The organism is Streptomyces sp. NPDC002206, assembly GCF_053593595.1.
Genome location: NZ_JBSFCW010000019.1, coordinates 62,447 through 74,785 on the forward strand (window position 1 = coordinate 62,447; position 12,339 = coordinate 74,785).

Below are 12,339 nucleotides of genomic sequence, written 5' to 3' on the forward strand. Positions count from 1 at the left end.
GGGCGAATACGATCCACGGCCATGAAGCGTTCGCTGACCGCGCTGGTCAGCGCTGGAGCAATCACGCCCGTCATAGGCGGTGATGCCCGGCCTCCACCCAACTCGCCGCGTAACCCTCGCAGTTCGCCGCGCCGGTGCAACTGCGGAAAGGTCACCTACGAGTGTTCGTAGGTGACCTTTGCCATCCACGGGGGCGGTCTCTGACGACCGGGGTGCCTCCCGAGCAGCCGATCGATGTGGCTCATGGCTTCGTGCTGCGTGTCCTGCACGACGTGTGCTCCCGGGTGCCGCCCCGACGCCGGTCAGGGGCCGGTGACGGACTTGATCGTGCCCGGGTGGGTGGCCTGCTGCCAGATCACCGTGAACCGGGAGCTCGGGCGGGCGTCGACCTGGGGTACCCGGCCGTCCGACGTGAGCGTCTTCGTGGTGCCGAAGATGCCGGAACGGCTGACCAGGCGGGCGCTGCTCTTGGTGTAGCTGTACGGGATCGTTGACGTGGGGACGACCGTGTGGAAAACCAGCATGCCGTCGCCGTCGTCGTCGAGAGCGAGGTCGGGCCGGTCGCCGAGACCGAGGGTGGTGACGCTGCCGCGGGTGCCGCCCGCGGACAGCCGACGGCCGACCAACTCGAGCTTGCTGCTGTTGTAGCGGGTCCACACGATCACCGAGTCGCCGTCGAGGTCGGTCGCGAGGGCGTGGTGGAAGCCCACGTTGTCGGTGGAGGCCGAGATGCGCAGGGGGGACGCCAGCGTGCCGGTGCGGCTCCAGCGCGAGGCCCAGACCTGCGAACGATCGCCGCCGCCGGAGTGGTAGCTGACGACCGCGTCGCCGTCCCGGTCGACGCCGACACGCACCATGCCGAAACCGCCGTACGACGCGATCGACGAGGTGAGCACCTTCGCCGAGGAAACGGACGTCGACGTGATTCGCTTGGCCACGACCTCCGAGCCGCGCACCCAGGCGATGACGAACTGGCCGTTGCGGTCGACGCCGATGGCCGGCTTCTCGGCCGAGCCCGAGCCGAGGGTGATGGGCGCGCCGAGCGTTCCGTCGAGCTTGAGGCGGCGGGCAACCGCGTACCAGCTTCCGTCGCGGATCTCCGTCCACGCCGCCATCGCGGTGCCGCCCGGTGTCACGGCGACCACCGGGCCGGTCGCGGGACCGGACGTGGAGAGCTTCTGGACCGGTCCGACGAGGCTGCCCGAGGCCGCGATCCGTCGACCCACGACCTGGCTGTCCTGTTCCCAGACCACCGCCGAGTCGCCGGTGTCGTCGGAGTCGGCCTCCGGCCAGGCCACCGAGGCGCCGTCCGGCGACAGGGTGCGGATCGCTCCCGTCGTGCCGTTCGCGAATTTCACCCTGGTCTGGACCCGGCGGTAGGAGTACGTCGTCGACAGGTCGCCCGCCGTCCAGGCCAGCAGAGCGTCACCCTGCCGGTCGACCGAGACCCTGGGGGAGTCGTCGGCCATCCAGCCGGAGGCCGACACATTCGACGCCGACGTCCACGCGGCCTCGGCATTCATGGTCACCGTCGCGGTGACCGCGATCCCGGCCGCCGCGGCGACAGAAACCCCGGCGACAACACGACGTTTCACTGAACGCCGGTGCCTTGCTGCACGCGGAGCCATCCGCATCCTCCTGGTCATTGACTGCCGTGGTTTGGGCACAGCCGTCACACAGGCAGCCCGGTACATCAAGCGCAGCTGCAGTCTCAAACGTCACAGGGCGGTACGGGGGCAGTCATTCCAGTTCTCGCCGTAGACAGCGTGCGGTGGCGGAACCGGTCTGGCGTCCGTGCCCTGGATGAACGGGATCGGGCCGTTGCGACGGCCCGGGGTCGGCTGATCGTCGACTGTGGCCCCTCCCGCGACGTGCAGGATCGCGATCAACGGGCAGCACCCTCATGACTGACCAGCCCCGGCCCCTCCGCCGTGCCTCCGACGGATTCGGAATGATCAATCAGCCGTTGTGAAGAGACGTTCGACTGCTTACAGTTGGCCCCTCATCGCGCCGGCCGTGTCATGTATCCAGCGGGCGCGCCCTCTTCACTGTGGGGAGATCAATGCGCAAGCGCGCAATCTTCGCTGTGCTCGCCGCCGCCTCCGCGCTGGGCGGATTCATCGGCCCAGCCGCGTACGCGGACGAGACCGTCGGCGACATCCAGATCACCAACGTCTCCGTCAACGGCGGTAAAAGCATCGCTGTCGGCCTCGCCGACAAGACGGTCACGGTTTCGGTGACCGCCACCGATCCGTCGGGCATCTGGGACGCGGACTTCCATCTGTGGCGCGGAACGGATCCCAACAACCCCGACGACTACATCACGCCGAATGAGGACACCACCCCCGCGGACTGCGTGGCCTCCAGCGCGACCACCTCCACCTGCTCGAAGACCTTCACCTTCGAACCGGACTGGTGGCTCACCAACGCCGACGCCGGGACCTGGAAGGTTGGAGTCGACGTATGGGCCAACGACGACAGCCGGACCCAGCGGGACGCCTACACGACCACCCGCCTCCAGCGGTTTTCCAAGCTGACCGTCAACGCCGGTCCGGAACCGATAGCCAAGGGCAAGACCCTCACGGTCACCGGCAAGCTCACCCGGGCGAACTGGGATACCGACGTCTACGCGGGCTACACCGCGCAGCCGGTCAAGCTCCAGTTCCGCAAAGCGGGCACCAGCACCTACACCACCATCAAGACGGTGAACACCTCCAGCACGGGTGACCTCAAGACCACGACCACCGCTTCAGTGGACGGCTACTGGCGCTGGAACTTCGCCGGCACCTCGACCACCCCTGCCGTTTCGGCGACCGGCGACTACGTCGACGTGCAATAGCACTCGATACATGTCACGCCGGTATTCAAGAACCAGCGAGGCGCCACCGTGCTCGACCGACAGACCGATATCAGCCCGCAGCCCACCTATCCCAACGGCCGCAACTGCGCGCCGGGCGGCAACCAGGCGCGCCTGACGGACACGGGAGAGGGCTCACTGATCCCACGCTGAGCCGTGCGCTCCCCAACGGACCTGGGCCGGCGAGGCGCTGGGGCCACCCGCGTATCCAAGGCTGGACAGCGGATGGCCCAACTCTCCGGAGTCCAGCACGCTGGGGACGTATCCGTGTCCCCGGCTGGGTATTCATACGAACGCCGACACCCGTGCCACAACCGCGCCGGATCGGGCGGCGACTCATGGGGAACTGCGGCTGCCGGCGGAGGTCACAGCCGGCAGCCGCCGAAGTCGGCATCCCGCCGGTCAGGCCCCGACTCGCCCCACCTCGCTCCTGAGACGGGTGCCGGATGTCGGGGCGGTCGTCGATCAGGCCCTCATGAACGCTGACTTGGTGAGCTTCCTACCCGCCCGAGAGTGTGTGACTCGGCGGAGCTGATGCCCTGGCGGAAGGCGCGGGCCGTGCCTGATCCGGGGGCCGAACGCGGGCAGCAGGTGCAGCCGTAGCAGCCTGCGGCCGCGTAGGCGCCGGTGACTCCCGAGCTCGGAGCACGAGTTCGACTCTCGTCACCCGCTCCACGACGAAGGCCCAGGGCATGGACCCGGGCCCTTCCTGCTTGTCCGGACCTGTCCAAGCGTCCCGTGCCATATCCGTGCCGGAACGCTGATCGTGCGCCGCTTCGGCATCCAACCAGATCTCCGCCGACAGACAACGGCCCCCTCGGCAAGCTTCGCCACGGTCCTGCTCGACCGCGAGCGATTCATCGCGGCTCTCGCTCACCGGGTACGGCCGGGGCGCTGCACAACCATCTGCGCGACCCATTCCGGCAAGCCACAGCACGAAGCCTGTGATCGCCAGGGGCCGGTGGGCAAGCGGAGCGTCGTTGAAGGGGCCGGGAAACTTGAAACCGGACATTCCGACGGCGCTCACCAACGTGCCGTAGCCCCACCGTTTCGGCTGCACGGCAGCGTGCCCGGCCAGAGGGCAAGCGTCGGGCTGCAGGGTCAAGCAGCCACCGTCCGACTGGGACCAAGTACCAGGTACTTGACGCCTCCAGCGTAGCGTTCACTTCACTCCATTGCAACGAGCGGACGGCTGCCGTTGCGTTAGCTTTTGGACCGTTGCAACGATTTCCTGGCCTCTACCTGCGTTGATTGTGATTATGCGCAACGACTCTATTGAAGGATTTATGAACGCAACGTAGCTTTTCCTTCATCGGAAACACCGACCCGAAGGAGAGCACGATGCAGAAGTTCGACACCCCCGCCCCGATCTCCGCCATCCTCGACATCCCCGCGGGACGCATCCGGTTCATCGCCGCCGACCGGGCCGACACCGCGGTCGAGATCCTGCCCGCGGACGCCTCGAACGGCCGCGACGTGAAGGCGGCGGAGCAGATCACGGTCGAATACGGCGACGGCGTCCTGCGGGTCGAGGCCTCACCGGCGAAGAACCGGATCCTCGGCAGCTCCGGATCCGTCGAGGTGACCATCCAGCTGCCCGTCGGCTCCCGTATCGAGGCGAAGGCGGCCGGCGCCGAGTTCCGCGGCGTCGGACAGCTCGGCGACGTCGCCTTCGAGGGCGCGCAGGGCTCGGTCAAGCTCGACGAGACCGCGAGCGCCCGCCTCACCCTCCTCGCCGGTGACGTCTCGGTCGGCCGCCTGGGCGGCCCCGCGGAGATCAGCACCAAGAAGGGCGACATCCGGATCGCCGAGGCCGTACGCGGCACGGTCGTGCTGCACACCGAGGCCGGTGAGGTGTCGGTCGGCGCCGCCCGCGGGGTCTCCGCCTCCCTGGACGCCGGCACCACCTACGGCCGGATCCACAACGCGCTCAAGAACACCGACGGCGCCGCCGGCCTGAACATCCACGCGACCACCGCCTACGGCGACATCGTCGCCCGCAGCCTCTGAGGAGTACCGATCATGACCAACCCAGCCATCACGGCAAACAGGCTGCGCAAGTCCTACGGCGACAAGGTCGTCCTCGACGGCGTCGACCTGGCGGTGCCGGCCGGCACCGTCTTCTCCCTGCTCGGCCCGAACGGTGCCGGCAAGACCACCGCCGTCAAGATCCTCTCCACCCTCATCACCCCCGACCCCGCCTCCGGCGAGATCCGCATCGACGGCCACGACCTCGCCACCGACCCGCAGGCCGTGCGCGCCGCGATCGGCGTCACCGGCCAGTTCTCCGCCGTCGACGGCCTGATCACCGGCGAGGAGAACATGCTCCTCATGGCCGACCTGCACCACCTCTCCCGCAGCGAGGGGCGGCGGGTCGCAGCCGAACTCCTGGAGCGCTTCGACCTGGTGGAGGCAGCGAAGAAGCCCGCCTCCACCTACTCCGGCGGCATGAAGCGCCGCCTCGACCTCGCCATGACCCTGGTCGGAAACCCGCGGATCATCTTCCTCGACGAACCCACCACCGGCCTCGACCCCCGCAGCCGCCACAACATGTGGCAGATCATCCGCGAGCTCGTCACGGGCGGCGTCACCGTCTTCCTCACCACCCAGTACCTGGAGGAGGCCGACGAACTCGCCGACCGCATCGCGGTTCTGAACAACGGCAAGATCGCCGCCCAGGGCACCACCGACGAGCTCAAGCGGCTCATCCCCGGCGGCCACATCCGGCTCCGCTTCACCGACCCGACCGCCTACCAGTCCGCCGCCGTCGCCCTGCGCGAAGTCACCCGGAACGACGAGGCACTGTCCCTGACCATCCCCAGCGGCGGCAGCCAGCGCGAGCTGCGCTCCCTCCTCGACTGGCTGGACTCCGCCGGCATCGAGGCGGACGAACTGACCGTGCACACCCCCGACCTCGACGACGTGTTCTTCGCCCTGACCAGCTCCAGCGTCCCCAACCAGCCCAACCAGCCCGACCAGTCCAAGGAGACCGTCCGATGAGCACCCTCTCCCTCGCCGTCCGCGACTCGAACACGATGCTGCGCCGCAACCTCCTGCACGCGCGCCGCTACCCGTCCCTCACCCTGAACCTGCTGCTCACCCCGGTCATGCTGCTCCTGCTCTTCGTCTACATCTTCGGAGACGTGATGAGCGCGGGCATCGGCGGCACCGACCGCTCCGACTACATCGCCTACATCGTCCCGGGCATCCTGATGATGACCATCGGCGGCACCGTCATCGGGACCGCGGTCTCCGTCTCCACCGACATGAACGAGGGCATCATCGCCCGCTTCCGCACGCTCGCGATCCACCGCGGGTCCGTGCTCATCGGACACGTCGTCGGCAGCGTCCTGCAATGCATCGCCGGCGTGGTCCTCGTCGGCGCCGTCGCCGTCGCCATCGGCTTCCGCTCCACGGGCGCCACACCCCTGGAGTGGCTGGCAGCCCTCGGCCTGCTCGCACTGTTCTCCCTGGCACTCACCTGGATCGCGGTCGGCATGGGCATGGCCAGCCCGAACGCCGAAGCGGCCGCCAACAGCGCACAGCCACTGATCCTCCTCCCGCTCATCTCCAGCGCCTTCATCCCGGCCGACACCATGCCGGGCTGGTTCCAGCCGATCGCCGAATACCAGCCGTTCACCCCGGCCATCGAAACCCTGCGCGGCCTGCTGCTGGGCACCGAGATCGGCAACAACGGATGGATCGCGACCGCCTGGTGCGTCGGCCTGGCCGTGCTCGGCTACCGCTGGTCGACAGCAGCGTTCAACCGCGACCCGAAGTAACCGCCATGACAGCGCGGGCCGCCTCCCGCAACTCGTCCCGCCCCAGGGCGGCGTACCCCGACACCGCGTCGGCGTACGCCGCCCCGCCCACATCCTCCGCCGCCCGCCGGGCCCGCGCCGCAGACATCGTCGGCTGAAACTCCCGCAGCACCCCCAGCCGTTCGGCCGGCGCGAGCAACCGCACCGCGCAATGGTCGCCGCCGGCAGGGCCCGCCACGGCGAGCCCGTGCAGGTGTCGCAGGCATGCCGGGGGCACGCGGCCAAGGGCCGGCTCGGGAGCGGGCCGGCGATGACGAGGGCGACCAGCAGCCGGGCGTCCATGGCCTCGTGCAGGCGGCTGATCACGAAGAAGATTTCCACGCCGATCCAGCCGAAGGATGCGAAGCGGAACACCGTGGGCATGATCTCGGACACCGGCCGTCGGCGGCCTGGGAGTGGCAGGGGGGCTTATCGGCACGGCGATGATGGTGGTCGCGAGGCGGCCGACCAAGGCCGGCTGAGGTCGCTGTGGGTGTTTCAGCCGCAGTCGGGACAGGGCGTGCTCGACGCGATGCCCGACCGCCAACCATGCACGAGATCGTTCAGGCTGTTCCGTAACTGCGGAACGAACCCAAAAGCCTCTCGAAGCTCCGCTGACCAATCGCTGCCACGGGTCACCCTGGCCTGCACCGAACTTCCAGTCAGCGATCTGGTGGGCCCCGCTCGGGGACGATGCCTACGGCGTGCCGGGAAGCCGGACCGTGACGAGGAGACCGCCGGCGGGGCGGGGGACGAGGTCGAGGGTCCCGTCGTGGGCGCGGACGATGCTGTGCACGATGGCCAGGCCGAGGCCGACGCCGGCGTGCTCGTCGGTGCGTACGCGTTCCGTTCCGCGCTGGAAGGGTTCGGTGAGGGTCGGTACCAGTTCCGGTGGGAGCCGACGGCCCGTGTTCTCGACCCGCAGCACGCTCGTGTCGCCGTGCGCCTCGGTGTGGACCGTCACGGTGCCGCCGGCGGGAAGGTTGTGGACGATGGCGTTCTGGACGAGGTTCGTCACCATCCGCAGCAGGAGCTCCGCGGAGCCGCTGGTCCGGGCCGCCCCGCCGGTGACGTCGAGCGTGATCCGGCGCTGTTCGGCGAGGGGAAGCAGCGTTTCGGCGGCTTCTTCGGCGATGAGGGAGAGGTCGACGCTCTCGCGGGTGAAGTTTCCGCGGTCGCCGCGGCTGAGCAGCAGGAGGGCCTCGGTGAGGTCGATCGCCCGCGTATTGACAGCGTGCAGGCGTTCGATGAGTTCGCCCCGGTCCCTCGTGGGGTCCTTGCGGGCGACGTCGAGGAGCGTCCGCGAGATCGCCAGCGGGGTGCGCAGTTCGTGGGAGGCGTTCGCTGCGAACCTCTGCTGCTCGGCGACGTGGGACTCGAGTTCTTCGAGCATCGAGTCGAACGCGTCGGAGAGTTCACGGAATTCGTCCTGTCGGCCCTTCATGCGGATCCGGTGGGACAGCGACCCGTTCCCGGCCACCCGTGCCGCATCCGTGATCTGTGTGAGTGGCGCGAGCATCCGGCCGGCGAGGAGCCATCCCCCCAGAAGGCCGAACACGAGCAGGAAGGCCATCGCCACGGCCGCGGCGGGGGCGAAGGTGCGCACCAGGAGGTAGCGGTTGGGCGCGATCCCGAGAAGGCCCTTGGGGGTGTCGGGTACGTAACGCAGCAGGAACACCCACACCACGGCCAGCAGGAGAGCGCCGGCGACGGCGAGGAACCCGGCATAGCTGAGGGTGAGTTTCAGTCGGACGCTGAGCCCTGGGCGTCTATGCATGCGTACTGCCGGGGCGGGTGGTGTCGGGGCCGGCGACGATGCGGTAGCCGACACCGGGCGCCGTGGCGATGATCCACGGTTCGCCGAGCCGTTTACGCAGTGCGGAGACGGTGATGCGCACGGCGTTGGTGAGGGGGTCGACGTTCTCGTCCCAGGCCCGTTCCAGCAGCTCTTCGGCGCTGACGACCCCGCCCTCGGCTGCGACGAGGACTTCCAACACGGCGAACTGTTTGCGGGTGAGCGCGACGTAGCGTCCGTCGCGGAAGACCTCCCGGCGGAAGGGGTCGAGCCGCAGGCCCGCGATCTCGCGGACCGGGGGCCGGGCGTACGCGCGTCTGCGGTCGAGCGCCCTCAGCCGCAGGACGAGCTCCCGCAGCTCGAACGGTTTGGTGAGGTAGTCGTCGGCGCCGAGCTCGAACCCGGAAGCCTTGTCGTCGATCCGGTCGGCAGCGGTGAGCATGAGGATCGGGATGCCGCTGCCGGAGGCGACGATGCGCCGGGCGACCTCGTCGCCGGAGGGGCCGGGGATGTCGCGGTCGAGGACCGCGAGGTCGTAGGAGTTGACGCTGAGCAGTTCCAGGGCGGAGTCGCCGTCGCCGGCGATGTCGGCGGCGATCGCCTCCAGCCGCAGACCGTCACGGACGGCTTCGGCCAGGTAGGGCTCGTCCTCCACGATCAGTACGCGCATGTCCGAAGCCTAAGCAGCACAACATATCGCCGACGTATGCAAAGACGTGTGCACACCGGACACGCGACTCAGCCTGCCGGTGCCGATGCCGGCGCGGGGCGAGGCTGGTCCGACGGCGCTTTCGCCGTGGTGCGCCACCAGCGGCGCGACGCCAGCGCGGCCAGCACGGCTCCGGCGGCGTTGACCAGTACGTCGTCCACGGAGGACACCCGGTCCAGCCGCAGGACGTACTGTGCGGTTTCGACCAGGACGGAGCAGCCCGCCCCGAGTGCCAGGATCCGCGGCACGGACGCCAGTGCCGCGAACCGCATCGGGGCGAAGAACCCCAGCGCCGCGAAGACCAGCAGGTTGCCGACGATCCCGAGCGGACCCATCGTGACCAGGTCCCGCAGCGGTACCAGGCTCACCCGGGCGGGGACGATGCCGGCCCCGCCGCCCGGCATCATCGTCAGCCACAGGAACGGCACCGTCCCGTGAACCATGCCCACCTCGGCCAGCGACATCCGCCACGCCGATGTGACGCCGCCGGCACGCCGACCACGCGCCAGAGCCCACACCACCAGCGCGGCCAACGGCAGCGCGACCAACGTCATGAGCACCACGCCGTTGAACGTGTCGAAGCAGCCGTGCCACCGCCCGGCCATGCACATCGGAGCGGACATCATGAGCGGCCCCCGCACGACGAACGCGGCGCTCGCCATGCCGAGGATCGCCAGGCCGAGGAGCACGATCCTGCGCGTGCGGCGGGGCCGTGCTGACAGGGATGCGTTGTGGTTCATGCCCCCATTGGAGACGGAGGGCCGTTGCGGTGGCGTATGCGATTTTCGATACGCCCGCGATACACGGAATCCCCGGCATCAAGGAACTGGCGCAAGCCGGCAGTGAGATGGTCCCGCCGCCGGTGATCGCGCCGGCCCAGCTACTGCAGATGCTGGACGACTCGCCTTCCTGAAGGCCACCTCGTACGGGACGCCGGACGGCTGGGAGTCCGGCTCCGACGTCTACATCCTGGACCTGGCCACCCGTGAGGTCCGCGCTCTCACAACCGACCACCAGGCAGGGTCGACGCCCGCGCCGACTGGTCCTCCGGCGGGCAGCGCGTCGTCCAGTCCACCGGGCACGGTCTGCGCATCACGGACGTGGCGACAGGCGCCGCCACCGAACCGCAGTGGCCGACGCCCCTCTCCAGCATCCAGAACCCGGTCTTCTCCCCCGACGGCAGCCGGATCGCCTTCACCGCGGCTTCAAATCACGCGACAAGGCCTCCGAGCTGTGGAAGCCTCACCCGCGATGACACAACGAACCGATACACCCCCCACGTGGGACGAACGTACGCAGCTGGCCACCTTCCTGGATTACGCCCGTGACACGGCGCGAGCCAAGTGTGAGGGCGTGTCCGAGGAAGACGCCCGCAAGGCACCGCTCCCGAATTCACCGTTGATGACGATGTGCGGGCTGATCAGCCACCTGCGATGGGTCGAGTATCACTGGGTCCAGGTGATGTTTCTCGGTGAGGAGCCCGAGGGGCCGCTCACGGAGGCGACCGACGACGACCCCGACCCCGAGATGCGGACAGCGGTCGACATCCCGTTGCCCCAGCTTCTCGCCGAGTACGAGGAACAGAGCGCCCGCTATCGCCGCCTGGTGGCCGACCGCGACCTGAACTCAACGGCCGAGCGTCCTATCGGCGACGGCCGCCACGTGGACCTGCGCTGGGTGGTCCTCCACCTCATCGAAGAGATTTCCCGCCACAACGGTCACCTCGATGTCGTGCGTGAACTCGTCGACGGACAGACCGGCGTCTAGCTTCTGCCTGGCATTCATGGGCGGAGCCAGAGTCTGATCGAGGCGAGGGTGACGGGCCGTGGAACACGTAGGCGCGTTCGTCGAACCTCGTGGCCACGGCCCGGAAGTTCTTGAGGGCGTTGATCGTCCGCTCAACTTCGTTCCTCCGCTTGTAGATCGTCTTGTCGAAGCCGGCGGGTCGGCCGCCCCTTGCTGCCCCGGCGTTGGCAGTTGGCCCGCTGGTTCTTCGGCTCGGGGACGGCGAGGTGGATCTTGCAGGTCAGGCCGCCCCGGGAGCGTCCGAGTCCCTCGTCGGGACGGCGCTGCCGGGGCGTGCGTCTTTTCCCGGCACCCGAGGCGGTCTCCTGCGGGCCCCGGCGGCGTGTTGGTGGGCTCGGCAGGAGGTCGAATCGACGCTCACCATCGACCGGTCGATCCGCCCTTCCGCGTCGGCGTCGGCCAGGACGACCGCGAAGATCCTGTCCCACATGCCGTCCGCCGACCAGCGCCGATGCCGCTCGTACACGGTCTTCCACGGACCGAAACGCGCAGGCAGATCCCGCCACGGCACCCCGGTGCGCAGCCGATGCAGAATGCCGTTGCTGACCCCGCGGTGACTGACCCAACGGCCGCCACGCTTCCCGGACTTCGGTGGGTGCGGCTTCAGCCGGACCCACTCCGCGCTCGTCAAATCTCCCCGCCCCATGCCCATGCCAACGACCCGAGACGGTCACAAGATCCGTCGGACAGGCCTCAGCAACCGCCCCGCCGGTGGTGCGCATCAAGAGGAACAGTCCGTGCCCGACGGACGGCCCCCTCGCAGAAACACTTCGTTCACGGCGAGCCAATATGTGTGGTCGCGAAGTGAGAAATCAGAACAAGGCGCAATGAGGGTATCTCACACAACAGGCCGAGCGAAATTATTCACCACGCAGAGCCGATCCCACCGTGCTACTGTCGATCTCAGTTGCAGTTGTGGTTCCCAAAAACTCCAAGTGCCTCCACCGGCTTTTTCTGCCGTTGGGAGCACTTTTGTATTTCCGGTCATTTTCCGGGCGGGGCAATCATCGCGCGACGCGGAGTCCGCACAGTGCGGACTCCGGGCACTGCCCCGAAGGAGATTTGACATGGCATCTGGCACCGTGAAGTGGTTCAACGCAGAAAAGGGCTTCGGCTTCATCGAGCAGGACGGTGGCGGCGCTGACGTGTTCGCCCACTACTCGAACATCGCCGCCCAGGGCTTCCGCGAGCTGCAGGAGGGCCAGAAGGTGACCTTCGACATCGCGCAGGGCCAGAAGGGCCCGACGGCCGAGAACATCGTTCCCGCCTGACGCTGACGCGTAGTACGAGCTGGGTCCCGCGCCTTGGGGTGCGGGACCCAGCTCGTTCCATTTGAGGGTGCAGCCCTCCCCCGCAGCCGACGGCGCTTCCA

12 protein-coding genes and 1 pseudogene are annotated in these 12,339 nt (G+C 68.6%); 7 read left to right on the forward strand and 6 right to left on the reverse strand.

The window, feature by feature from the left end; genetic code table 11:
* Positions 1-302 precede the first annotated feature (302 nt).
* Positions 303-1,595, reverse strand: a complete 1,293-nt coding sequence (locus ACWCP8_RS27995; protein WP_352266691.1) for a hypothetical protein — start codon at positions 1,593-1,595, stop codon at positions 303-305.
* 467 nt (positions 1,596-2,062) lie between these two features.
* On the opposite strand from ACWCP8_RS27995, the gene ACWCP8_RS28000 reads away from it, so the two are divergent.
* From ACWCP8_RS28000 to ACWCP8_RS28015, 4 genes are all read left to right on the forward strand, one after another.
* The gene (locus ACWCP8_RS28000; protein ID WP_451118857.1) at positions 2,063-2,839 is read left to right on the forward strand and encodes a DUF5707 domain-containing protein; all 777 of its coding nucleotides are present in this window, start codon (positions 2,063-2,065) and stop codon (positions 2,837-2,839) included.
* Between the two features lie 1,359 nt (positions 2,840-4,198).
* Positions 4,199-4,867 carry a DUF4097 family beta strand repeat-containing protein gene (locus ACWCP8_RS28005; protein WP_352266689.1) on the forward strand — a complete coding sequence of 223 codons (669 nt, stop codon included), beginning with the start codon at positions 4,199-4,201 and terminating at the stop codon, positions 4,865-4,867.
* A 12-nt stretch (positions 4,868-4,879) separates the two neighbouring features.
* Complete coding sequence (locus ACWCP8_RS28010; RefSeq protein WP_451118859.1) at positions 4,880-5,857, forward strand: ATP-binding cassette domain-containing protein; 978 nt, start codon at positions 4,880-4,882, stop codon at positions 5,855-5,857.
* Positions 5,854-6,639 carry an ABC transporter permease gene (locus tag ACWCP8_RS28015; RefSeq protein WP_451118861.1) on the forward strand — a complete coding sequence of 262 codons (786 nt, stop codon included), beginning with the start codon at positions 5,854-5,856 and terminating at the stop codon, positions 6,637-6,639. The genes ACWCP8_RS28010 and ACWCP8_RS28015 overlap by 4 nt, the downstream gene beginning before the upstream one ends.
* Here the strand turns inward: ACWCP8_RS28015 and ACWCP8_RS28020 are convergent.
* The 4 genes from ACWCP8_RS28020 to ACWCP8_RS28035 all read right to left on the reverse strand — a co-directional run bounded on the left by ACWCP8_RS28020 (position 6,620) and on the right by ACWCP8_RS28035 (position 9,901).
* Complete coding sequence (locus ACWCP8_RS28020; RefSeq protein WP_451118863.1) at positions 6,620-6,823, reverse strand: hypothetical protein; 204 nt, start codon at positions 6,821-6,823, stop codon at positions 6,620-6,622. The genes ACWCP8_RS28015 and ACWCP8_RS28020 overlap by 20 nt on opposite strands.
* Positions 6,824-7,354: 531 nt before the next feature.
* Positions 7,355-8,434 (reverse strand): sensor histidine kinase, encoded by a 1,080-nt coding sequence (locus tag ACWCP8_RS28025; protein ID WP_451118865.1) that lies wholly within the window; start codon positions 8,432-8,434, stop codon positions 7,355-7,357.
* Positions 8,427-9,122 carry a response regulator transcription factor gene (locus tag ACWCP8_RS28030; protein WP_451118867.1) on the reverse strand — a complete coding sequence of 232 codons (696 nt, stop codon included), beginning with the start codon at positions 9,120-9,122 and terminating at the stop codon, positions 8,427-8,429. Before ACWCP8_RS28030 ends, ACWCP8_RS28025 begins: the two co-directional genes overlap by 8 nt.
* A 68-nt stretch (positions 9,123-9,190) precedes the next feature.
* The gene (locus tag ACWCP8_RS28035; RefSeq protein ID WP_451118869.1) at positions 9,191-9,901 is read right to left on the reverse strand and encodes a VanZ family protein; all 711 of its coding nucleotides are present in this window, start codon (positions 9,899-9,901) and stop codon (positions 9,191-9,193) included.
* A 29-nt stretch (positions 9,902-9,930) separates the two neighbouring features.
* Between ACWCP8_RS28035 and ACWCP8_RS28040 the strand changes: the two genes are divergently transcribed.
* Together ACWCP8_RS28040 and ACWCP8_RS28045 are read left to right on the forward strand one after the other, a co-directional pair.
* A complete protein-coding gene (locus tag ACWCP8_RS28040; protein WP_352266684.1) occupies positions 9,931-10,074 on the forward strand; it encodes a hypothetical protein in 144 nt (47 codons plus the stop codon).
* A 338-nt stretch (positions 10,075-10,412) separates the two neighbouring features.
* Positions 10,413-10,928 (forward strand): DinB family protein, encoded by a 516-nt coding sequence (locus tag ACWCP8_RS28045; protein WP_355999468.1) that lies wholly within the window; start codon positions 10,413-10,415, stop codon positions 10,926-10,928.
* Between the two features lie 14 nt (positions 10,929-10,942).
* On the opposite strand, the pseudogene ACWCP8_RS28050 reads toward ACWCP8_RS28045, so the two are convergent.
* Positions 10,943-11,613 (reverse strand): annotated as a pseudogene (locus tag ACWCP8_RS28050) (IS5 family transposase).
* A 421-nt stretch (positions 11,614-12,034) separates the two neighbouring features.
* On the opposite strand from ACWCP8_RS28050, the gene ACWCP8_RS28055 reads away from it, so the two are divergent.
* Positions 12,035-12,238, forward strand: a complete 204-nt coding sequence (locus ACWCP8_RS28055) for a cold-shock protein (protein ID WP_019056860.1) — start codon at positions 12,035-12,037, stop codon at positions 12,236-12,238.
* Positions 12,239-12,339: the final 101 nt, after the last annotated feature.